21 protein-coding genes are annotated in these 22,657 nt (G+C 69.7%); 9 read left to right on the forward strand and 12 right to left on the reverse strand.

The window, feature by feature from the left end:
• Positions 1–32 precede the first annotated feature (32 nt).
• The 4 genes from LBW94_RS18795 to LBW94_RS18810 are packed head-to-tail and all read right to left on the reverse strand — an operon-like array spanning position 33 to position 2,373.
• A complete protein-coding gene (locus LBW94_RS18795) occupies positions 33–695 on the reverse strand; it encodes a TetR family transcriptional regulator (RefSeq protein WP_225057103.1) in 663 nt (220 codons plus the stop codon).
• On the reverse strand, positions 692–1,474 hold the full coding sequence (locus tag LBW94_RS18800; RefSeq protein ID WP_225057102.1) for an ABC transporter permease: 783 nt from the start codon (positions 1,472–1,474) through the stop codon (positions 692–694). The genes LBW94_RS18795 and LBW94_RS18800 overlap by 4 nt, the downstream gene beginning before the upstream one ends.
• On the reverse strand, positions 1,471–2,202 hold the full coding sequence (locus LBW94_RS18805) for an ABC transporter ATP-binding protein (RefSeq protein WP_416276918.1): 732 nt from the start codon (positions 2,200–2,202) through the stop codon (positions 1,471–1,473). Before LBW94_RS18805 ends, LBW94_RS18800 begins: the two co-directional genes overlap by 4 nt.
• A gap of 12 nt (positions 2,203–2,214) precedes the next feature.
• Positions 2,215–2,373 carry a hypothetical protein gene (locus LBW94_RS18810; protein ID WP_225057100.1) on the reverse strand — a complete coding sequence of 53 codons (159 nt, stop codon included), beginning with the start codon at positions 2,371–2,373 and terminating at the stop codon, positions 2,215–2,217.
• Positions 2,374–2,449: 76 nt separating this feature from the next.
• Here LBW94_RS18810 and LBW94_RS18815 point away from each other — a divergent pair, with 76 nt between their 5' ends.
• Positions 2,450–3,118, forward strand: coding sequence for a helix-turn-helix domain-containing protein (locus LBW94_RS18815; RefSeq protein WP_225057099.1), 669 nt, complete (start codon positions 2,450–2,452; stop codon positions 3,116–3,118).
• 91 nt (positions 3,119–3,209) lie between these two features.
• Here LBW94_RS18815 and LBW94_RS18820 read toward each other — a convergent pair whose 3' ends face one another.
• Positions 3,210–4,559, reverse strand: a complete 1,350-nt coding sequence (locus LBW94_RS18820; protein WP_225057098.1) for an ammonium transporter — start codon at positions 4,557–4,559, stop codon at positions 3,210–3,212.
• A 366-nt stretch (positions 4,560–4,925) separates the two neighbouring features.
• Between LBW94_RS18820 and LBW94_RS18825 the strand changes: the two genes are divergently transcribed.
• Genes LBW94_RS18825 through LBW94_RS18850 form a run of 6 tightly spaced genes read left to right on the forward strand, consistent with a single transcriptional unit; the run spans position 4,926 to position 11,713 of the window.
• Positions 4,926–6,119, forward strand: coding sequence for an NAD(P)/FAD-dependent oxidoreductase (locus tag LBW94_RS18825; protein WP_225057097.1), 1,194 nt, complete (start codon positions 4,926–4,928; stop codon positions 6,117–6,119).
• Between the two features lie 37 nt (positions 6,120–6,156).
• A complete protein-coding gene (gene glnT, locus LBW94_RS18830) occupies positions 6,157–7,509 on the forward strand; it encodes a type III glutamate--ammonia ligase (RefSeq protein WP_225057096.1) in 1,353 nt (450 codons plus the stop codon).
• A gap of 25 nt (positions 7,510–7,534) precedes the next feature.
• On the forward strand, positions 7,535–8,434 hold the full coding sequence (locus tag LBW94_RS18835) for a class II glutamine amidotransferase (RefSeq protein ID WP_225057095.1): 900 nt from the start codon (positions 7,535–7,537) through the stop codon (positions 8,432–8,434).
• Positions 8,419–9,150 (forward strand): protein glxC, encoded by a 732-nt coding sequence (locus LBW94_RS18840; RefSeq protein ID WP_225057094.1) that lies wholly within the window; start codon positions 8,419–8,421, stop codon positions 9,148–9,150. Before LBW94_RS18835 ends, LBW94_RS18840 begins: the two co-directional genes overlap by 16 nt.
• Positions 9,151–9,170: 20 nt before the next feature.
• Positions 9,171–10,484 (forward strand): FMN-binding glutamate synthase family protein, encoded by a 1,314-nt coding sequence (locus LBW94_RS18845; protein ID WP_225057093.1) that lies wholly within the window; start codon positions 9,171–9,173, stop codon positions 10,482–10,484.
• A gap of 5 nt (positions 10,485–10,489) precedes the next feature.
• Entirely contained in the window at positions 10,490–11,713 is a 1,224-nt protein-coding gene (locus LBW94_RS18850) for an allantoate amidohydrolase (protein ID WP_225057271.1), read from the forward strand.
• Between the two features lie 172 nt (positions 11,714–11,885).
• Here LBW94_RS18850 and LBW94_RS18855 read toward each other — a convergent pair whose 3' ends face one another.
• Positions 11,886–12,782 (reverse strand): phosphotransferase family protein, encoded by an 897-nt coding sequence (locus tag LBW94_RS18855; RefSeq protein WP_225057092.1) that lies wholly within the window; start codon positions 12,780–12,782, stop codon positions 11,886–11,888.
• 503 nt (positions 12,783–13,285) lie between these two features.
• Positions 13,286–13,912 (reverse strand): TetR family transcriptional regulator, encoded by a 627-nt coding sequence (locus LBW94_RS18860; RefSeq protein WP_225057091.1) that lies wholly within the window; start codon positions 13,910–13,912, stop codon positions 13,286–13,288.
• An 87-nt stretch (positions 13,913–13,999) separates the two neighbouring features.
• Here LBW94_RS18860 and LBW94_RS18865 point away from each other — a divergent pair, with 87 nt between their 5' ends.
• Positions 14,000–14,719, forward strand: a complete 720-nt coding sequence (locus LBW94_RS18865) for an alpha/beta fold hydrolase (protein WP_225057090.1) — start codon at positions 14,000–14,002, stop codon at positions 14,717–14,719.
• Between the two features lie 19 nt (positions 14,720–14,738).
• Here the strand turns inward: LBW94_RS18865 and LBW94_RS18870 are convergent, their stop codons facing one another.
• The 5 genes from LBW94_RS18870 to LBW94_RS18890 all read right to left on the reverse strand — a co-directional run bounded on the left by LBW94_RS18870 (position 14,739) and on the right by LBW94_RS18890 (position 20,355).
• Complete coding sequence (locus LBW94_RS18870; RefSeq protein WP_225057089.1) at positions 14,739–15,575, reverse strand: thioesterase family protein; 837 nt, start codon at positions 15,573–15,575, stop codon at positions 14,739–14,741.
• Positions 15,576–15,709: 134 nt separating this feature from the next.
• Positions 15,710–15,847 carry a TetR family transcriptional regulator gene (locus tag LBW94_RS18875; protein ID WP_416276919.1) on the reverse strand — a complete coding sequence of 46 codons (138 nt, stop codon included), beginning with the start codon at positions 15,845–15,847 and terminating at the stop codon, positions 15,710–15,712.
• Between the two features lie 67 nt (positions 15,848–15,914).
• On the reverse strand, positions 15,915–17,381 hold the full coding sequence (locus LBW94_RS18880; protein WP_225057088.1) for a FadR/GntR family transcriptional regulator: 1,467 nt from the start codon (positions 17,379–17,381) through the stop codon (positions 15,915–15,917).
• Between the two features lie 95 nt (positions 17,382–17,476).
• Complete coding sequence (locus LBW94_RS18885; RefSeq protein ID WP_225057087.1) at positions 17,477–18,457, reverse strand: PucR family transcriptional regulator; 981 nt, start codon at positions 18,455–18,457, stop codon at positions 17,477–17,479.
• 299 nt (positions 18,458–18,756) lie between these two features.
• On the reverse strand, positions 18,757–20,355 hold the full coding sequence (locus LBW94_RS18890; protein ID WP_225057086.1) for a GMC oxidoreductase: 1,599 nt from the start codon (positions 20,353–20,355) through the stop codon (positions 18,757–18,759).
• A gap of 819 nt (positions 20,356–21,174) precedes the next feature.
• Between LBW94_RS18890 and LBW94_RS18895 the strand changes: the two genes are divergently transcribed.
• Positions 21,175–22,635, forward strand: coding sequence for a FadR/GntR family transcriptional regulator (locus LBW94_RS18895; RefSeq protein ID WP_225057085.1), 1,461 nt, complete (start codon positions 21,175–21,177; stop codon positions 22,633–22,635).
• The last annotated feature ends 22 nt before the right edge of the window (positions 22,636–22,657 follow it).

Raw genomic sequence — 22,657 nt, forward strand, 5'->3', positions numbered from 1 at the left:
GCGGTGGGTACCGACACGAACGTGGCCGTCGCTCACCCGGACTCGCCGGTGAGGTCGAGATCGCCGGTGAGATAGCGCTGCAAGGTGGGGCCGACCAGCCGGGTGAGTTCGTCGACGGACAGGGAGACCAGCGGCTCGATGCCGATCACCTTGCGGGCGACCAGGACTCCGATCATCTGCGCGACCGCCAGCCCGGCCCGCACGGTTCCGCTGCCCGGCGGCGAATCCACCCGGGCGCGAACCTCTTTCAGCACCACCTCGAACAGGAAGGCCCGCGCCAGCGAGACCTCCCCGCCGCCGAGGATGCTGCGGATCGCGACCACCGCCTGCACCCCGACGGGGGAGTCCCACAGGCTCACCACCGCGCGGACGATGGTCTCGCCCAGCGTGTCCAGCGGCACCGAGCGCAGCTGGGCGAGGATCAGCTCCGGGTCGATCGGAATGTGCATGGCGGCGGCGAGCAGTTCCTGCTTGGTCCCGAAATAGTGGTGCACGAGAGCGGGATCCACCCCCGCCGCGGTGGCGATGGAGCGGATGGACGCCTTGTCGAAGCCCACCTCGGCGAAACGGGACCGCGCGGCGGCGAGGATCGCCTCCCGGGTGCCGGACTGCCCCGGCCGCCGGCCGGTGCGGCCGCCCGCGCTCCCGTCGTCGGCCTCGCCGTCGGCGGATTCCGTTGCGCCGCCGGGTGTCACGCCGTCCGCCGCCGCAGCGTCGCGGCTCCCAGCGCCAGGGCGACGGCCGCGAAGATCGCCACGATACCCAGATCCCGCCACATGTCCACGGTCGTCCCCGAATGCCGGGACACCTGCTGCAACGCGTCCACCGCATAGCTCAGCGGCAGCACATCGCTGATGATCTGCAACCAGCGCGGCAGCTCACCGCGCGGCACCAGCAGCCCGCACAGGAAGAATTGCGGCCCCACGATCACCGGCATGAACTGTACGGCCTGGAATTCGGTGCGCGCGAACGCACTCGCGAGCAGGCCCAGTGCGACGCCGAGCACCGCGTCCAGCACCGCGATGAGCAGCACCAGCCACACACTCCCGGCGGCCTTCATGCCGAACAGCCAGAACGACACCAGGCAGGCCAGCCCCGCCTGCGCCGCGGCGGCCACCGAGAACGCGGTGCCGTACCCGGCGAGCAGATCCAGCTTCGACAGCGGGGTCGTCATCAGCCGCTCGAGTGTCCCGGAGGTCCGCTCCCGCTGCATGGCGATGGCCGTGATCAGGAACATCACGATGAACGGGAGGATGCCGAGCATGCTGATGCCGACCCGGTCGAACAGCCGCGGCATACCCGGCACCGACGCGGTGTCGTGGTAGACGAAATACAACAGCGCCAGCAGCAGTGTCGGCACGAGCAGCAGCATCGCGACCGTGCGCGGATCGGCGCGCAGCTGACGCAGGATGCGGACGGTGGTGGCGGTGTAGCAGCGCAGTGAGGCCGCCGGCGACCCGACAGTGGCGGTCATCGCGACCCTCCCTTCGTGATCAGTGCGAGAAAGGCGTTCTCCAGGCTGGTTTCGCCGGTGTCGGCGCGCAACTCGTCCGGGGTCAGTTCGGCCAGCAGATGCCCGTCGCGCATCAGCAACAACCGGTCGCAGTGCTCGGCCTCGTCCATCACATGGCTGGACACCACCAGCGTGCGGCCCTGTGCGGCCAACTGGTGGAACTGCTTCCACAAGTCGACGCGCAGTACCGGATCCAGCCCCACGGTCGGCTCGTCGAGCACCAGCAGTTCCGGATCGGCCACCAGCGCGCACGCCAGCGAGGCCCGGGTGCGCTGCCCACCGGAGAGCTGATTCCCGTGCTGCCGCGCATGCTCGCCGAGCCCGACCGCGTCGATCGCCGCGGCGGCGTCGTCGCGCGAACGCCCGTACAGCGCGGCGAAATACGAGACATTGTCGGTGACGGTGAGGTCGTCGTAGATGCTCGGCGCCTGGGTCACATACCCCACCCGTGCGCGCAGCCCCGCCGACCCCGCCGCGTCGCCGAGCACCCGGATACTCCCGGCGGCCACCAGCTGGGTGCCGACGATGCTGCGCATCAGCGTGGTCTTACCACACCCCGACGGTCCCAGCAGCCCGGTGATGGATCCGGCCGGCACCGTCAGCGACACATCGTGCAACACCTCCCGGCCCCCGCGCCGCACCCGCAGGTGCTCGATCTCGATCGCGGGCGGCGGACTCGCAGCCGTCATGGTCATCTCAATTCATCGAGTGTTGAATTCACTATGTGATGAATTGTGCGCCCCCGAGCGTTGCGACGCAAGCAGGGTGCCGCGGTTGAGTCCGGCGGCCGGCGTGTAGAGCGCGCCGGTCCCGGGAGTGGCGACGATGACGAGGGTGGTCGGAAGGAACAGGGGGCTCATTGCCGCGACGGTACGCGCGGCCCGATCCGGGAAAGAGGTTCCGGATCATGATCTGACGCTGTATTACGATGACCGGATGACCAGCTCCGCAGCGCGGCCCGAGCACCAGGACACGGGCGATCCGGCTCCGGTGCAACGGGAGATCGCGCGCGACGCGCCGACCGGGGTGGATCTGGAGCGGGTGATCGGGCGGCAGGTCCGCAGTCTGCGGCTGGCGCGGCGGCTGTCGGTGGCGGAGCTGGCCGGGCTGGCCGACATCTCCAAGGCCATGTTGTCCAAGATCGAGAACGCGCAGACCTCATGCAGCCTGTCCACGATCGCGAATCTCGCACGGGGACTGGATGTTCCGGTGACCTCGCTGTTCCGCGGCGCGGACAGCGCGCGGGAGGCGGTGTACACCCAGGCCGGGCACGGCGCGGTGATCGTGGGCCGCGGCACCCGGGTGGGACACCATTACGAACTGCTCGGCGCGCTGCGCGGGCAGCACAAGCGCCTGGAACCGGTGCTGGTCACCCTGACCGAGGCGAGCGAGGCCTTTCCGCTGTTCCAGCACGCCGGCACCGAACTGCTGTACATGCTGGAGGGGGTCATGGTGTACGGGCACGGCGATTCGGAGTACACGCTGCGGCCCGGTGACGCGCTGCTGCTCGACGGCGAGGGGCCGCACGGCCCGAACGAGTTGGTGCGCTTGCCGATTCGGTTCCTGGCGATCACCGCGTATCCGGACCGGCACGAGGAGCGCTGACGAAACCGCACCCCGCGGGCCGGTCGCGGTCTCCGGTGGCATTCGGAGGCCGCGTCGGCGCGCGGGGTGCGGCGTTCGGGGGTGGTGCGGGTCAGTGCACCGGATCCGCTGCCGCGGAGGTGATCGCGGAGGCGGCGGCCACGGCGTCCTCGGGTGTCACCACCCGGCCGGTCACGCCGATGCTGTCATAGACGTAGGCGGTCTCACCGTGCACGGTGATGTCGAGCCCCTCGGCTTCGCTCTCGGCGTCGACCCGGATACCCATGACGCGGTCGAGCACCGTGGCGATCAGCCACGTCACCACGAAGGTGTAGGTGAGCACGGCCAGCACCGCGACGACCTGCCGCCACAACTGGGCCACGCCACCGCCGTAGAACAACCCGGCAACACCGTTGGGCGCCTGCGGATCCGACAGCAGCCCGATCAGCACCGTGCCCAGAATGCCGCCGACCAAATGGATTCCGACCACGTCCAGCGCATCGTCGAGGCCGAAGCGGAATTTCAGCGAGACCGTGTAGCAGCACACCGCGCCGCAGATCGCCCCGACGGCCAGCGCCCCCAGCGGTGACACCGCGCCGCAGGCGGGGGTGATGCCGACCAGCGCCGCGATCAGCCCGGAGCCCGCGCCCAGCGAGGTGGCCCGGCCTTCCCGCAGCTTCTCCACGATCAGCCAGGCGCAGATGCCCGCGCAGGAGGCCGCGAGGGTGTTGAGCACGACCACCGCGGCGCTGTTGCCCGACGACAGCGCGGAGCCGCCGTTGAAGCCGAACCAGCCGAAGAACAGGATGCCCGCGCCCAGCATGGTCAGCGGAAGGCTGTGCGGCCGTGGCATGTTGGGGAACAGCTTGCGCGGACCCAGGACCAGCACCACGGCCAGGCCCGCGATCCCCGCGTTGATGTGCACGGCGGTGCCGCCCGCGAAGTCGATGGCCTTCAGCTTGTTCGCGATCCAGCCGCCGGTGACCGAGCCGTCCTTGGCGTCGAAGGCGAAGACCCAGTGCGCGACCGGGAAGTACACCAGCACGGCCCACAGTCCGGCGAAGGTCATCCAGGCGCCGAACTTCATCCGGTCGGCGACCGCGCCGGCGATGAGCGCGACGGTGATGGCGGCGAACAGCAACTGGAACGCCGAGAAGATCGCCGGCGCCAGCGCCGGGGTGGCCGGTGCGGCGAGCAGCTTCGACGAGCCGAAGTATTCGATCGGGTTGCCCAGCAACCCGATTCCGCGCAGGGAGCTGCCGAAGACGGCCGAATGGCCGACCACGATCCACAGCACCCCGACCACGGCGAAGGCGCCGAAGATCATCATCGCCATGTTGAGCGTGTTGCGGACGCTGACCATCCCACCGTAGAACAGCGCGAGGCCCGCGATCATCAGTGAGACCGCGCAGAACGCGGCGAGCAGCCAGGCGGTGTCGGCCGCCGCGACGGCTTCGTTCATTTCCGGGTACCTGCTTCCGGGAGGTGTGGACGTTCGGGAGATGGACAACCTGAAGTTCCTGTGGCGAATCCGTGTTGAATGATGTTCAACCAGCATGGGTTCGTCATGTCCAGGTCGAACCGTGGTGTGGTCCGCACGGTCGCCATCGGCCATGAAACTTGGTCTAGCAATAGGAAACACGGCGGCCGTTGCCACTGGGTTAATCCCTGTCGCAAGCGGGTATCGCCGCGAGCCTCCGGCGCGGTGGCCGGTCGTGTCGAGGGCTTCGTCACCGTAGTTGATGCGCCGGAAACGGGTCCGTCACAATGAGGGTGTTTCATGATATGCAACAAAGAGTAATCACATGAAACACGGAGAGTTGCGGTAGTGACAGAGACGGCTGAGTACGTGATCGTCGGCGGCGGCCTCGAGGGGCTCGCCATCGCCTGGTCTCTCGCCTGCCGCGGTGAGACCGATGTCGTTGTGCTGGAGCGCAATTCGCTCTGCTCCGGGATGACCGGCAGATCCAGCGGCGTGGTCCGCTGCCACTACGGCACCCCGTCGCTCGCCGCGATGTCCTGGTACGGGGTGAGCGTCTTCGCGCGGGCCGCCGAACTGTTCGACGGCGACGATCTGGCCTTCCGGCAGTGCGGGTACGTGGTCGGGGTCGGCGCGGACAACGTCGCCGCCCTGCACGCCAACGTCGCGATGATGCACGGCCTGGGCATCGAGGTCGACCTGATCGATCACGAGGCCATGGCCACGCTGTGGCCGGGCCTGTACCTGGACGATTTCGCCGCTTTCGCCTACGAGCGGTCCGGTGGCCGCGGCGAGGCGCACGTGACCGGGATGGCCTTCGCGACCGCGGCGCGAGCGCGCGGGGTCCGGATCCGGCAGTCCACCGCCGTCGCCGCGCTGTTGCAGGACGGCGCGGGCACGGTCTGCGGCGTCCGGCTGGCCGGCGGCGGCGAGATCCACGCCCGGCACGTCGTGCTGGCCGCCGGTCCCTGGACGCCGGAACTCGCCGCCACCGCCGGAGTCGAGGTCGACGTGAAAGCCCAACGCGCACAACTGGTCCTGATCGACCAGGGGATGCCGACCCCGGACGTGCCGGTGCTGTCGGACCTGTCCGGTCTGCAATACCTCTGCCGGGAGCCCAACGGCGAACTGCTGGTGGGTAATTCGGATCATCAAGCGCCGCAGTACATCGACCCGGACCGGTTCGCCGACCGGGCCGACGAGAGCACCATCGAGAAGACCGTGATGAAACTCGACACCCGGCTGCCCGGCATGCCCGATCCGCGGGTCACCGGGTCCTATGTCGGCGCCTACGACGTGACCCCGGACTACAACCCGATCATCGGCCCCGCCCCGGCCGACGGGCTGTTCCTGGCCACCGGTTTCTCCGGGCACGGCTTCAAGATCTCCCCGGCGGTCGGGGAACTGGTCGCCGACCTGCTGACCACCGGCGTCACCACGCTGCCGAACGTCGATCCGCACGACTTCCGCTACTCCCGGTTCGCCGAGAACGACCCCCTGGTGAGCCCGCATCCCTACGTCGGCGCCGGCGAGATGCGCTGACAGCCCGCCGAATCCACCTCCCACCCCAGGAATTCCGATGAGCATCGACACCGCCGAGCCCGCCGTCACGGCTGGGCCCTCCGACACCACTCTCACCGAACTGGTCCGGGCCACCGGCACCACCTTCGTGCTGGCCCTGTTCGTCACCCTCGCCGGAAAGCCCTGCGGCAAACTGGTTCCCGCCGCCGCGGTGCCCCAGTTGGAGGCCGAGGGCGTCGGCTTCGCCGGGTACGCGGCGGGCATGATGGGGCAGGAGCCGAAGGATCCCGATCTGGTCGCGATGCCGGATCCGTCGTCGTTCACCCCGATTCCGTTCGTCCGGCCCGGACTCGCGCTGGTGCACTGCGATCCGCACGTCGAGGGGCGGCCGTGGCCGTTCGCGCCGCGGGTCATCCTGCGCGAGATGCTGCGCCGGGCAGCCGATTCCGGCTTCGAGGTGAAGGTCGGCGCGGAGATCGAGTACTTCCTGGTCACCCGGGACGACGCCGGCGCGCTGACGATCGCCGACACCGCCGACACGAAACTCCAGCCCTGTTACGACGCGCGCGACGTGACGCGGATGTACGACCATCTGACCGAGATCTCCGACGCCATGAACACCCTCGGCTGGGGCAACTACGCCAACGACCACGAGGACGCCAACGGCCAGTTCGAGCAGAACTTCGACTACGACAATGCCATGGTCACCGCGGACCGGGTGATCACCGCCCGCTACCTGCTGTCGGTGATCGCCGAGAAACGCGGCATGCAGGCCACGTTCATGCCCAAGCCGTTCGGCGGCCGCACCGGCTCGGGGATGCACCTGCACCTGTCGCTGTGGACCGGCGCGGGCCCGGCCTTCCCGGACGGCACCGACCCGAAGGGGCTGGGCCTGTCGTCGACCGCTTATTCGTTCATCGCCGGAATCCTCGAACACGCCTGCGCGCTCCAGGGTGTCGTGGCGCCGACGGTGAACTCCTACAAGCGCACCGGCGCCACCACCACCAGCAGCGGCGCGACCTGGTCCCCGTGCTCGGCGACCTACGGCGGCAACGACCGGACCCACTATCTGCGGGTGCCGGACGGCAACCGGGTCGAGTTGCGCGGCCCGGACGGATCGGCGAATCCCTATCTGGCCGTGGCGGTCTCCGTCGCCGCGGGGCTCGACGGCATCGCCCGATCGCTGGATCCCGGCGCACCCGGCAGCGCGGCCCCCGGCGCCGCGACGCTGCCGATGACGTTGCTGCACGCGATGGACCACCTCAGCGCCGATCCGGTGCTGACCGCGGCCCTCGACATCGCCGGTCCGGGTGTCGCGGCGTACTTCGCCGACCGCAAGCGCGAGGAGTTCTTCGCCTGGCACAACACGGTTTCCGACTGGGAGATCGACCGGTACCTCACGGCCTTCTGACCACCACCACGACAGGAGTTCCACCATGTGCGGAATCGTCGGGTTGCACCTGCGCGACCCCGAACTGTATCCGCGGCTCGGCGAACTGCTCACCGGCATGCTCGACCAGATGTGCGACCGCGGCCCCGATTCGGCCGGGATGGCCGTCTACGGCGACCCGACCTGGTCGCCGGCGGGCTCGGCGACCGTCTCGCTGCTGGAGAGTCCGCTGCCCGCAACCGAATTGGCCGAAGCGCTGACCGCGCGCGCCGGCGTCGCCGTCACCGCGCTCGATCTCGATCCGACGACCGTGGTGCACGCGCCGATCGCCGCGGCCGCGCTGCTGGCGGCCGTACGGGCGGTCGCCCCGGGAGCGCGGATCATCGGGTCCGGCGACGATGTGACCGTGCTGAAAGGGATGGGCGACCCCAGCGGCCTGGCCCGCCGCTTCGGGCTGCCGGCCGCCGCCGGCTGGCAGGGCGTCGCGCACACCCGCATGGCCACCGAATCCGCCGTCACCGCCGCGGGTTCGCATCCGTTCTCGGTGGGTCCCGATCAGTGCCTGGTGCACAATGGCTCCTTCTCCAACCACATGTCGATCCGGCACGAACTGGAACGGCACGGTGTGGTGTTCGACAGCGACAACGACACCGAGGTCGGCGCGCGCTACATCGCCGAGCAACTGGCCCGCGGCGCCGATCTGGAGAAGGCGCTGCTGACGCTGGGGGAGACCTTCGACGGCTTCTACACCCTGCTGGTCTCCACCGCGGACTCCTTCGCCGTCGTCCGCGACCCGATCGCCTGCAAACCCGCCGTGGCCGCCGAGACCGGCCGGTGGGTCGCGATGGCCTCGGAGTACCGCGCCCTGGCCCAGCTGCCGGGCATCGAGAACGCTCGGATCTTCGAGCCCGAACCGGAAGAGGTCTACGCATGGCACCGTCAGTGACCGGGACCGCCCCGAGCCGCCCGGACCAGCAGGCGAGCGAGCCCGTCGGCTACGACCTGCGCACCAGCACCGTCCGGGAGGTGAACCGGGCCCTGCACGCCCCGGACGCGCCCGCCCGTGCCCTGATCACCGCCCCGCAGGGCGCGCACGCCCTGGCCTGCGGCCTGGACGCCGAACTCGAGGTGACCATCGACGGCCACGTCGGCTACTACTGCGCCGGCATGAATCAGCGCGCGCACGTCACCATCACCGGCAATGCCGGTGTCGGGGTGGCGGAGAACATGATGTCCGGCAGTGTGCGGGTGCGCGGTGACGCCTCGCAGTCGGCGGGGGCGACCGCGCACGGCGGACTGCTGGTCGTCGAGGGCAATGCCGCTGCCCGGTGCGGCATCTCGATGAAGGGCATCGACATCGTGGTCGGCGGCGACATCGGCCACATGAGCGCCTTCATGGGTCAGGCGGGCCGGTTGGTGGTCTGCGGCAATGCCGGTGAGGCGCTCGGTGATTCGCTGTACGAGGCCCGGATCTACGTGCGCGGCGACGTCGCCTCCCTCGGCGCCGACTGCGTGCAGAAGCCGATGCGCGAGGAACACCGCGCCGAACTGGCGGAACTGCTCGCCGCCGCCGGCTTCGACGCCGACCCGGCCGGGTTCCGCCGCTACGGGTCCGCGCGCCGGCTGTACAACTTCCATGTCGACAACGCCTCGGCGTATTGATCAGGGCCCCAGGAGTTCTCATGACCATCGATCCCGTCCTGCGCGAGTCGGCCACCTTCGATCGCCGGGTGATCGCCGAGATCCAGCGCGCCGCCGAGACCGGCATCTACGACATCCGCGGCTGGGGCGCCAAACGCCCGCTGCCGCATTTCGACGATCTGCTGTTCCTCGGCGCATCGATGTCGCGGTACCCGCTCGAGGGCTACCGCGAGCGCTGCGACACCGATGTGGTGCTCGGTGACCGGCATGCGAAATATCCACTGCACCTGGATATCCCGATCACCATCGCGGGCATGAGCTTCGGCGCGCTGTCCGGCCGGGCCAAGGAGGCGCTCGGCCGTGGCGCGAGCGAGGTCGGCACCTCGACCACCACCGGCGACGGCGGAATGACCCCCGAGGAACGTGGGCAGTCGAAAAATTTGGTGTACCAATATCTTCCGTCCCGGTACGGGATGAATCCGGTGGATCTGCGCAAGGCCGACGCCATCGAGATCGTGCTCGGCCAGGGCGCCAAACCCGGTGGCGGCGGCATGCTGCTGGGGCAGAAGATCACCGAGCGGGTGGCCGCCATGCGCACCCTGCCGCAGGGCGTCGACCAGCGCAGCGCGTGCCGCCATCCGGACTGGACCGGACCGGACGACCTGGCGATCAAGATCATCGAACTGCGCGAGATCACCGACTGGGAGAAGCCGATCTACGTCAAGGTCGGCGCCACCCGCACCTACTACGACGTGAAACTGGCGGTCAAGGCCGGCGCCGACGTGGTGGTGGTGGACGGTATGCAGGGCGGGACCGCCGCCACCCAGGACGTGTTCATCGAACACGTCGGCATCCCGACCCTGGCCGCGATCCCGCAGGCGGTACAGGCGTTGCAGGAGATGGGCCTGCATCGCAAGGTGCAGTTGATCGTCTCCGGCGGTATCCGCAGCGGCGCCGACGTCGCCAAGGCGATGGCGCTCGGCGCGGATGCCGTCGCCATCGGCACCGCGGCCCTGATCGCGCTGGGCGACAACAGCCCGCGCTACGCCGAGGAGTATCGCGAACTCGGTTCGGCCGCAGGCTTCTACGACGACTTCCAGCAGGGCCGCGACCCCGCGGGCATCACCACCCAGGACCCGGAACTGGCCGAGCGCCTGGACCCGGCCGCCGGTGGCCGCCGCCTGGCCAACTATCTGCGGGTGCTGACCATGGAGGCGCAGACCCTGGCGCGCGCCTGCGGGAAATCGCATCTGCGCAACCTCGAACCGGAGGATCTGGTGGCGCTCACCGTCGAAGCGGCCGCCATGGCCCGGGTGCCGCTGGCCGGTACCACCTGGATCCCGGGCCGGCTGTGACCGGCGTGGACACCTTCGACGCCCTGTGGACGGCGCTGCTGGACGTCGGCCGCCATCCCGGCACCGGCGGCTACCGGCGCTTCGCCTGGAACGACGCCGATATGACGCTGCGGGAATGGTTCCGCGGCGAGGCCGGGCGGCGCGGCATGGCCGTCGAGGAGGACCGCAACGGCAACCTGTGGGCCTGGTGGCTGCCGCCGGGCTGGTCCGGCGACCCGCGCGACGCGTTCGTCACCGGCTCCCACCTGGATTCGGTCCCCGACGGCGGCGCGTTCGACGGTCCACTGGGCGTTGTCTCCGCCTTCGCCGCCGTCGACCTCGTCCGGGCCCGCGGCATCGTGCCGACCCGCCCGGCCGGCATCGCGGCCTTCTCCGACGAGGAGGGCGCCCGCTTCGGCGTCGCCTGCATCGGCTCCCAATTGTCCACCGGCGCACTGGCTCCGGAGCGCGCTCTGCGCTTGCGCGACGCCGACGGCATCACCCTGGCCGAGGCGCTGCACGCCCGCGGCCGCGACCCTCGCCACCTCGGCCCCGACCCTGACCTCACCCGCCGCGTCGGGGTGTACGTCGAATTACACGTGGAGCAGGGCCGCGCCCTGGACCTGATCGACCGGCCGGTCGCGGTCGCCTCCTCGATCTGGCCGCACGGCCGCTGGCTGTTCACCTACACCGGCGAGGCCAATCACGCCGGCGCCACCCGCCTGATCGACCGCCGCGACCCCATGCTGACCTTCGCCTCGACCGTGCACACCGCCCGCGAGGCCGCGGCCCTGCACGAGGCCGTCGCCACCTTCGGCAAGGTACGGGTACTACCCAACGGCACCAACGCCATCGCCTCCGAGGTCGCCGCCTGGCTCGACGCCCGCGCCGCCGACGAGCCGACCCTGTCGGCCCTGGTCGACCGGATCACCGCCGAGGCGCGGCGGCAGGCCGAGATCGACGGCATCGACCTGGACGTGGAGACCGAATCCGTCACGCCGATAGTCGAATTCCCCGCCGACACCCGAGACCGGCTGTGCACCGCCCTCGCCCATCTCGGCGACATCCCGGTCCAGCCGACCGCCGCCGGTCACGATGCCGGGATCCTGTCGGAGAAGCTGCCGACCGCGATGCTGTTCGTCCGGAATCCGACCGGAATATCGCACTCGCCAAGGGAATTCGCCGAGATCGCCGATTGTCACCGGGGTGCGCAGGCGCTGGCCGATGTGATGGAGGAATGGATCGGATGAGGCGCCGGCAGGCGCGCCACATCTGCTGTGATGATCGGAAAGTTCTGTGCGACAGTAGTGTTCGACTGCCGTGCTGGCCGGAAGCTCTCACCCGTGTGCGGCGGTACGGGCCGGACGAGCGCGCGAGCACTCGCCGCTACGGCTGTGGCCGCATGTTGCGCCCGCGATCCGGTCACGGGTGGAGGAGTAACCGTTCGAGCGCCGTGCGACCGTTGCCGAGATAGCGGTGGTCGCCGGTCTCGAGCCCGTAGGCCATATCCTCCAGGGCGCTGCACACGGCATAGAACCGGGCGCGAGCGCGTATCCGCGGCTGGTCGCCGATCCCGTAGGCGCGCAAGGCGATGTCGAGTGCATCCACGCCCAGATCCCGGTGGATCAGCCCGAAATCGTAGGCGGGATCGGTGATCGCGGCGTCGCTCCAGTCGATGATCCCGGTCACCGCTCCCGAATCGGGTTGCACGAGAACGTGTTCGATCCCCAGATCGTTGTGCGAGAACACCGGTTCGTACGGCTCGGCGGGCGGCGGCGTGGCGAGGAAGCGCTCCACGGCATCCTGCTGCGTATGCGGGATCTCGCCGACAGCCGATTCATAGCACTCCGTGGCCGCCACGAGCCACTGCTCCGGAGGCTGCATGTCGACCTCCACCAGATCGGCGAACCGCTCGGTGGGAACCGCGTGCAGCGCACCGAGAAACCGCCCGAGCGTCTCGGCGATCGAGTTCGCGTGCAGTGCCCGCCGCGCCTCGGACAACTCGATCAGCGGCACCCCGGGGACCGCGAAATACGCCAGGCATCCCTGGGCGGCGACAACGAATGCCGGCTCGGGCACCGGCACCGGTGAGACACGAGCGACGGCCGCCAGCAGCCGCGCCTCGGTGTCGATCCGCGCGGCTCGTGCCCGAGGATCGGATTCCTTGCCGAACCGCACGATCAACTCGCCGTTGACCAGATAGGCAACGTTGTCCTGCCCCGCACCGAGCATCGCCACCGTCTCGATCCGATACCCGGGCAGCCGGTCGGCCACCACGTCACGGACCTCGACGGCCCGATCATGCTCGGCAATGCCCATGTCCTGCACTGTAACTGCGCCGTCCACCGCAGCGTGACCGAGCTTGATCGCCGCGCGGCCGGTACGCGCCCTGGTCCGAACAGTGGTCGCCGCCGCGTCCGGTGGTGCTCGTCGAAAGGCCCAGTCGGCGAACACCACCGGGGCGGCCGGCCGGCACCGGCCGCGGCAGGCAGGCTGTGATCGGGCCCGGCCGAGCAGATCTCGGGCCGGGCCGCGGAGGTCAGGCCAGGCCGAGGGCCTGCAAGATCTGCCACCACACCGACGGCGGCTGGCCGCCCAGCGGCCAGCCGGGTGCGCGGATCGTCGCGGAAGCCCTGCGGGACCGGGTAACCGTGGCGGAATGCCTGTATCACAGCTCGCTCCCATGTTGCCCCGGGCTACGCGCGCAGTGCGAGGCCGCGCCGCCCGGCGTGCACTATCGGAATCCCGTGCCGCCGTGCGAAGGAACCGGCAGCGGGCTCGTCCAGCGGGTGGCCGGTGTCGTCGGCCGGGCGGTGCGGCGGTCAGGATCGCGTCCGATCGATGGTCGTCGCGGGGTCCGCGCGCTCGACGACAGCGGCTGCCGCCGCGGCGGCGTTGTCGGTGGTCAGCCGGCGGACCGCGCGGTCCAGCGTGGGCAGGATCTCGGTGATCTCCATGGTCCCGTCGACGTATCGGCCGATGAGCCCGTGGCTGAGGCCGGTCAGGATCTGCCCGATGTCCTCCAGATACAGCGGGTCGGCTCCCTGGAGGACGGCGGCGGCCGCCGGTAGCACCGCGACGAGGCCCTGCGCGTCGAGCCGGTTGCCGCCGGGCCCGCTGCGGGCGCGATGGAACGCCTCGAGCATCCGAGGACTCCGCTCCCAGGGCTCGAACACCCGGCGGAACAAGCGCATGAGCCCGTCGTACAGCGACTCTCCCGGTTGCGGCGGGGCCAGATCGGCATAGCTGGTGCGGGTCATCCACTGCTCCAGGGCGGCCACGATCAGCTCGTCCCGGGTGCCGAACAGCTTGTACACCGTCGCCAGCGACACGCGCGCGGTGCGCGCGACCTCCTGGAGATATACCCCCTGGTAGCCGCCGCGCTCGAGCGCATCGAGCACCACCGCGAGGATACGCTGCGATGTCTCCGATTCCCGCTCGACAGCCATCCCTCCAGAGTAATCTGATTACTCGGGTAATCCGATTACTCGATACAACACTCTCTCATTACGAGAATGCGCTTCAGGAGATACGGGATGGCGACGTTCGTACTGGTACACGGCGGCGGGCACGGCGGCTGGTGCTACAAGAAGGTGGCGCAACGGTTGCGCGCGGCGGGGCACGAGGTGCACGCCCCGACGCTGTCGGGACTGGCCGAGCGTTCACATCTGCGCAAGACCGACATCGGCCTGGCGACCCATGTGCAGGACGTCGCGTCGTTGCTGCACTACGAGGACCTGTCGGACGTGATCCTGGTCGGTCACAGCTACGGCGGGATGGTGATCACCGGCGCCGCCGACAACACCCCGGAGCGGGTGGGCCGGCTGGTGTTCCTGGACGCGGCGAATCCGGTCAACGGGCAATCCCTGGTCGATGTCGCCGGTCCGATCATCGAGGCGTCCCGGCCGTTCGGGGCGGTGATCGACGGTGTCGAACTGGTGCTGCTGCCGGCGCCGGAAGCGCCGCTGTTCTACGGCGTCACCGATCCCGCGGACGTCGAATGGATGGCGGCACGCCTGACCGGCCATCCGTGGCAGTGCTTCGAGGACAGGCTCGACTTCGTCAACGAGGACGCGTTCTGGAAGATCCCCCAGTACCACGTCGTGTGCACCTCGACGCTGGCCACGCGGGATCCGCAACTGGTGGCGACGGCCCGCGCCGAGGGCCGGTTGTGGGATATCGACACCGGCCACGACCTCATGATCACCGAACCGGATGCCGTGACCGCGGCCCTGCTCGACATCGCCGCGGCCTGAACAGGATTCGCCACCGGCGTCACGAGTCGGGGAAGGAGTAGAACGCCAGCTGGGTGCCGTGCGCGACGAGGGTGCCGGTCTCCGGATCCCAGAGCTGGTTCTCCAGGCTGACGTAGCCGTGACCGGACCGGTGGGCGCGAATGCGCGACAGGATCCATTCGCCGCGCACCGGTTCGAGCAGCCGCACCGTCATCTCCACGCTGGGCGCCAGCCACCGCGCCACCTCGTCGCCCAGGTATTCGCCGATGGCCCCGGCCATCAGGTCGGCGATGACCAGCAGCGCCGCCGGATCGAGTACCCCGTCCGCGTCGCGGGGCGACTGCCGGAACCGATACCAGAAAACCTGTTCGGACGACGGCGGCACCTGCGGTTCCCGGTCCGCACGGCCGCGGGTCGTCCGCCCGTCCAGTTGCTGCCACAGCGGCGCCAGCTCGAAACCCTTTGCGGCCGAGATCTCCTCGAACGAACGGCAGTGTTCCGGCGGCGCCACCTCCGGCGCGACGAGATCGGTGAACTCGAATCCGGGCCGGTCGTCGCCGAATGCCGCGGTCGCGACCAGCCCGGTACCCGCCTCGGTGCGCAGCGTGGCGACGGCCTGGCTCACACTGCGCCCGCGCCGCAGCACGGTGACGTCGACGGTGACCGGCCCCGGCGGAACCGGACTGACGAACAGCGTGTGCACCGACCGCAGCGGCTGCTCGAACTGCTGCTGCATCGCGCGCACGGCCAAGGCGGTGGTGATGCCCCCGTGGGTGTAGACCGGCGCATTCCAGTCTCCACTCAGGACGGTGGCGAACCGCCCGGCCACCGCGGGGTCGGCGACGAGCGCGGTCTCGGTGCTGAACGAGGATGGCATTGTCGCGCTCCCGGATTCCCGCGCACCGACCCTGGATCGATGCCGCCGGAACCGACTATATAGCCGAAACTCCTTCCGGCGCGGCCCCGTTCGCTATCGCAGCGTGATACCGAACTCCTCGGCGAAAACCCGGATCATGTCCTGGACGCCGATCTCGTTGCCGTCAGCAGTGCCTCGGTGCCGGGGAAGTAGCGGTAGACCGTCTGGCTGGTCACGCCGAGTGCGCGCGATATCGGCGATGGCGGGTTCGACGCCGCGGTCGAGCGCCGCACGGGCTGCGACGGCGCGAGCGTCCGCCGCTACCTGCGGCGCCGGCGGCGAGCCGCGGCGACCGGCGGTTCAATGGGTGAGCATGGCGAGGTGGCGGCGCATCCGGTGCCGGGCGACGGCCGGGTCGCCGCTGCGCAGGGCGTCGAGGATGCGGTGATGTGCCTGTTCGCTGTCGGCGGCCACGTTCGCAGCCGGCGCCGAAACGCCGGCCGGATGGCGTCGGCCGAGCTCCATGACAACCGAGAAGTACAGTGCCAGAACAGGATTACCTGCGGCGTTGACGAGTTCGGTGTGGAAGGAGCCGGTCGGGGGCGACGGTGTTCCCACTCCTTCGCAGAGGCCCTGCGCGGCGGCGGCGAGCTGTTCGGGCAGTTCGCGGCCCTTGCCGGTGAACCGGTCGGCCACTCGGCCGATGGTCGCGAGTTCGATTGCGGTGCGGGCGATCCGGAAATCGTCGGCGGTGACGCGTTCGTATTCCAGCAGTAGTGCGATGGTGTCGACACTGGCCTGTGGCTCGGGTTCGGTGACGACCAATCCGCCCCCGGGGCCCGGACGCATCCGGGCCACGGAATGGTATTCCAGCAGGCGTACGGCCTCGCGCAGCGCGGGGCGGCTGATGCCGTAGCGGGCGACCAGGTCGGTCTCCGAGCCGAGCACGGTGCCCACCGGCCAGCCTCGGCCCGCGATATCCGCATGGATGCGGTGCGCGAGCACTTCGGCCAGTTTGGCCGCCGGGGCGGCGGTCTTGTCGAATCCGGCGTCTCGGTCACCGACGCGCCGATGCGCGCGGCTCGGGTCGACCGACGTGGACAGGCGCTCGAGGTGCGTGGTCAGGGCGACCTGCGCGCGGGCACCGTCGCCGTCGATCACGGCCTCGGCGATTGCCCGATGGGCGGCATGGGCCTCCCGTTTCGTCGCATCCAACTCCACCGCCGAATGCTTGCGCGAGGCGCGCGCGTACCGGGTGGTCAGGCGGGCCAGCACATCGATGAACAAGTGCAGCACCGGATTTCCCGACAGCCGGCCGATCAGAGTGTGCACCGGGTCGACAGCGAAGCACTCCGGGCCGAGCAGCTGCGCGTGCTCCTCGTGCATCGCCGCGCGCAGCGTTGCGATCTCCTCCTCGGTGATCCGGTCGGCGGCCAGCCGGGCGGCGATCGGCTCCAGCAGCGCCCGCACCTCGAGCAGGTCGCCGACGCTGGTCCCGACGTATTCGAGGTAGATCACCATGGCGCGGATGGCCGGTTCGGCGTCGGGTGCGCAGACGAACAGCCCGCCGTTGGGCCCCCGCCGCATCCGGGCGACCTGGTGATGCTCGACCAGGCGGATCGCCTCGCGCAACACCGGACGTCCGACCCGGTAATGCGCACGCAGGTCGCTTTCCGATCCCAGCAACTCGCCGACCGGCCAGCCGCGACCGATCACGGTTTCCTCGATACGCCGGGCGACCTGAGCCGCCCGCCGGCCCGCACCGGAAGCCATCGGCTCACCGAGCGCCCCGCCATCGCCGGAATCGGTCTCGACGGCGCTGGCCATGCACACACTCCTCGCGGATGTTCCGGTGCCCGGTCCGGCCGCGCTCACGGCCGCCGCGATCCCGAACGAACCGCACCAAGGTTACCGGGCCGGCGTCAGCTCGAAGCCGGGTGGACAGCGTGATTTCCGAGGTCGTGGCGCGGTGACAGGCCGGGCAGGGTCATCGCCGTCGGCAAGGCAGGATCCGGCGGTGTGTTGCGCTCGCCCGGTGCGGTGGGGCGTGTCAGGTGGGCGATGAGGGCGGCATGGAGGTGCCAGCGGCCGGTGGGTTCGGTGGGTTCCAGCCCGGTCAGTTCTCGTATTCGGCGTAGCCGGTTGACGAGTGTCATGGGGTGTATGCCGAGGAGTTCCGCGGTCCGGACCCGCACCCCGCCGGTGCGAATGTGGTGCTCGACCACGGCCAGCAGTTCCGGATGGTCGTCGAGCGGATCGAGTATCGCGGCCAGCCGGTCACGGCCGGGGCCGTTCCGGGTGATCTGGTATTCGAAAGCGAGATCGGCGAAGCGATACAGGCCCGGCCCGCAGCCGAGTTGCTCGACGAGGTCGAGCAGTTGGTGGGCGTGGTCGCGCGCGGGCCGGAGTTCGGACCGTCGAGCGTGGACTGTCGCCGCCGTGAACGTGAGTGCCGCATCGGCGCCGCAGGTGAGCAGGACATCGTCGAGTCCGCGTTCGGATCGGGTCGAGGGGACCAACAGGGTGCCGCTGGATTCGGCGACGATCGGCAACACGGCGTCGCGGTGCGCTCGCAGTGCACGCAGGAACCGGCGCATCGGGGACCGGTCCACCACCTGATCGGTCGCTGCGGACAAGCGGATGGCGACGACATCGTAGGCGGTCGCTGCGGTCATGCCGGGTGGCCGGATCGCACTGCTGTCCAGCAGCGTGACCGCCGCGGATCGCCCGGAGGGCGGTGGCGCCGCGAAATAGTCGAGCCGGGCCGGGTGGTAGGCGAGCAGCACGGATCGGCACAGCCGGGGTGAGATGTCGAGGAGCATTCGCAGTTGCCCGGGCAGGGCCCGAGCGGGTTGCCGGCCGAGATGGTCGATGGTCCCGCGCAGGGCCTCCTGTATCGCCATGTGCGCTTTCCGATGGGGCAGACCACCGGCGGACCAGTGTTGTGCGGCGTCGTGCACATGATCGGCACACCGGTCCGCCGCCGCACCGTCGCCGGCCGACGTGACGAACTCCCAGCACAACCGAGACGCCTGCGCTCGAGCGCTCGAGTACATCCTCTGTGCGAAAAGGCCATCGGTCGTCCGGGGTGCATGATGGCCCGCTGTTCTTGTCGGCATAAAGCTGTCCTGACGAATTCGGGGATCGGCGATCGATGGACCGTCCCGGCGTTCCGGGTGCCGGAATACCAGGCCGGAAGTCCTCAGATGACGGACCCGACGTCCTGTGTCACCAGGTTGTCCAGCGCGCGTTCGGCGACTGCGGCGATGGTCATCGACGGGTTGCAGGCCGCGCAGTTGCCGGGTATCAGTGCGCCGTCGAGCACATAGAGGCCGCGTTGACCGTGGACCCGGCCGTCCAGATCGCAGACCGGGCCCATGCTCGCACCACCGAGTGGGTGCCAGGTGGACGGCATCACCGCATTCGTGTCGACGAGAGTGCACGTGGCACCGGTGATCCGGCGCACGAGCGGGCCGATGCGGCCGTCCTGGATCACCGCGTCACCGTCTTCGGGCCAGCGCAGCACCGCGGCGTCGGTGACGGCGTCGTAGTCGAAGCGGCCACGAGCGTCGCTGACGCCGTAGCCGACCAGCATGGTGGTGTGGGCATCGATTCCCATCGGGGGTATCGAGGCCTGGATGACGGTCGCGGCCGTCGCGGGTTCGTCCCAGTTCAGGCTGCCGTAGACGACGGGCCCGCCCTGTGGCGCACCGAAATCGGAGTCCAGGCAGGTCCAGGTGTAGATCCGGTCGGCGTTGGTACCCCAGTTGGCGCCGAGCCCGTCCGGCAGGTCCGGGATCGTCCCCTTACCCGCGGCCCGCACCAGCAGTTTCGTGGTGTTCAGGCTACCCGCGGCCAGAACCAGCGCGGGTGTGGTGAGGATCTTGTTCTCCACCACCGTCCCGGTGGTGTCGATCCGGTCGACATGGACGGTCCACCGGCCGTCGGCGGCCCGCTCGATATCGGTGACGTGGTGCAGTGGCTCGACCTGGACCAGACCGGTCGCCTCCGCCGCGGCGATGTAGGTGACATCGACGGAATGTTTGCCGCCGTTGTTGACGCCGAGTGCACCGTCGCCGTTGGTGTAGGAGGGCTTCATCCGGCCCTTCAGTTCGTCGAGTGCGTAGTTCCAGTCGATCGGCATCGGGATCTTCGACACCGGCAGCCCGGCTTTGCGCACGTGGTCGGCGAAGACGCGCACGACGTTGTAGTGGGGGCTGTCGATCAATTCGTCGGGGGCGGTGGCCAGTCGCAGCATCTGCGCCACGCGTGGGTAGTGCACCCGGTTCATCGTGTCCCAGTCCAGTTGCTCGGGGAACTGGGTGAGGAACGCCTCCTTCCGCGGTTGCAGCGACATCCCTTGGTACACCAGCGATCCCCCACCGACGCCGGCGGCGCACAACGCCGTCATATGGTCGCCGGCGACCGTGTCGAGCAGTCCCGGATAGGGATCGAAACCCACTGGCCTGCCGAATAACTGGGGCGCCGACCCATACCAGAGGATGCGCTTGTCGGGTGCGGCGGCGCGGGGAAAGGTGTCGGAATTCGGGCCGGTCGGCCAGCGCAGTCCGCGTTCGAGCACCAGCACCGGGACACCGGCCCGAGCCAGGCGCAGTGCGGTGACACCACCACCGAACCCCGATCCGATCACGATGACGCGATGCTCCTCGCGGACCACCTCGACCCGGCGGACGCGCGCGGCGATACCGTTGCCGCCCAACGCGAATCCCGGCTGGCTCAGCGTCAGTGCGGCGCCTGCGGCAGCGGCGCCGAGAAAACTCCGGCGTGAGAATGCGGACACGAACAACCTCCAGACAGCGGGACCGGTCCCGCGGGAATACGCTGACGAAATACGCACCGGCCCCGGCGGCAGGGCCTCACACTGCTGCCACCGGGGCACGGCGAATGAGAAGAGTGGAGCGTTGGTTCCACTCCGCAACGGCGTCGCGATCGAGGGATTCCGCGACGCCCGAATCTGCACACACCGCAGCCACGCCACCGGAATACGTGATGTCCCGGCCGGTGACCGCCGGTAGTGCTGTCCGGCTGCGGCTTCCGGCGTCATCGGAACGCAGCCTGTCGAGAGGATCGTAATCAGTGACAGTATTTATTTTCGATGACAGTGGCGTCTCCCGGCGCCGGGAGGGGTACCGATGCCGTGCACTGTCACCGGGACGGTTGCTCCCCCTTCCTCCCGGAGGAGAGCTCGGACCTCGACCAGCACAGAAGAGGTAACCCAACTCTCATATATCGGCTAGTTACGACCGCAATTTCACCACCTTAATGGACATAAACGGAACCTATTGGCCGATTTCTGCCAGAGGCGTTCGTGTCATTGTGTTCGCTGTCCCATCGCGGGACGGCGCCGCGGCCGACATCTGTGCGGCACCACAAGCCCGTCCGTCCGAGGCAGATTCGGTGACCTTTTTCGGAGGGTTGTTGTTCCTTCGATGGAACCGGCCGCGGATCGTGCGGTGGCCCTCGTCGCGGGCACGTCGGCTGCGCCCGGCCCGGGCAACGGCGATGAGTAACCTTGATACTGTTCGCCTCCGAGATGCGCGCCGGCTCCGGCCGCGGGCATACCGGACCGACTACCGAATCGTCCGCGAGGAGTCCGTGCATGGTGAGCGCCGTCGAGTTCGATCCCGCCGGCGGCGAGCCCGCCGACGAGCCGATCGCGACCGGTGCGGGACGGCTGGCGACCCGGATCGCCCGGCGGATCGAGGACACCGTGATCCGCCGCGGCTGGCCGGTCGGCGAGTCGCTGGGATCCGAGAGCGATCTGCGCGCGTACTACGGTGTGGGCCGGCCGGTGTTGCGTGAGGCCGTCCGGCTGGTCGAGCATCATCAGGTCGCCCGGATGCGCCGCGGGCCCAACGGCGGGCTGTTCGTCTGCGCCCCGGACGCCGAACCGGCCACCCGGGCCATGGTGATCTACCTCGAGTATGTCGGCACCGGTGTCGCCGATCTGCTCGAGGCGCGGTCGCTGCTGGAGCCGGTCGCCGCTCGGCTGGCCGCGGACTGCATCACCGAGGACGGAATCACGACGCTGCGCGCGGCACTGCGCGAGGAACACGCGCGGTTGAGTGGCCCGCAGTGCTGGGCACACGATCCGGTGCACGGGCTGCTGGGGCGGTTGTCCGGTAATCCGTTGCTGCACTTGTTCATCGACGTGCTGGCCCGTCTCACCACCCGCTACGCGCAGGCCTCCCGCCGGCGATCTCCCGCGGCGGTGGACACGGCCAGGCAGGATTCACACGCCGCCCATCGTGCGATCGCCGAGGCGGTGATCGACGGCGACGGACCCCGCGCGCAGGTCGCGCTGGGCACACATCTGGAATGCCTGGCCTCCTGGGTCGACCCGGGCCGAGCGCAGCGCCGTACCCGCGATCCGGACACCGGAGTCGGCGGGGCCGCCGAGCCTGCGGGCAAGCTGGCGGAGGTGCTCGCGAGCCGCATCCACGACGACATCGCGGCCCGCGGGTGGCCGGTAGGTGCGGTTCTCGGGTCGGAGTCCGACCTCGTCGCCCGCTACGGCATCAGCCGCCCCGCGCTGCGCGAGGCCGTGCGGCTGCTGGAATATCACTCGGTGGCTCGGATGCGTCCCGGTCCCGGCGGCGGGCTGATCGTCACCGAACCCGAGCCGCAGGCCAGCGTGGACACCATCGCACTGCTGCTGGACTACGAACGCGTCACCGCCGGCGATTTCCGGATCGTGCGCAACGCCCTCGAACTCGGCATCGTCACCCGGGTGACGGCCCGGCTCGCCGAGGCCGGCGCCGAACTGCCCGAACGGCTCGGCACGACGGCGAGCCAACCGTGCTCCGCCCGGCAGCCGCACCGGACCGGCTTGTTCCACACCGAACTGGCCGCGATTGCGGGCAATCCGATTCTGACACTGTTCCTTTCGGTCGTCATGGCGCTGTCCCCCCGGTACCGGGCCGACGATCCGCCGACAACCCGGGCCACCCCGGACGAGGCCACCCTGGCACATCACCGCATCCTCGACGCCATCCGGCACGGTGACACCGCCCTGGCCCGGCACCGGATGCGACGACACCTCGGCGCGCTCGCGCGCTGACCCGGTACGAGCGACTCGCCGC

It is taken from the genome of Nocardia sp. alder85J, from assembly GCF_020176955.2.
Lineage (GTDB): Bacteria > Actinomycetota > Actinomycetes > Mycobacteriales > Mycobacteriaceae > Nocardia.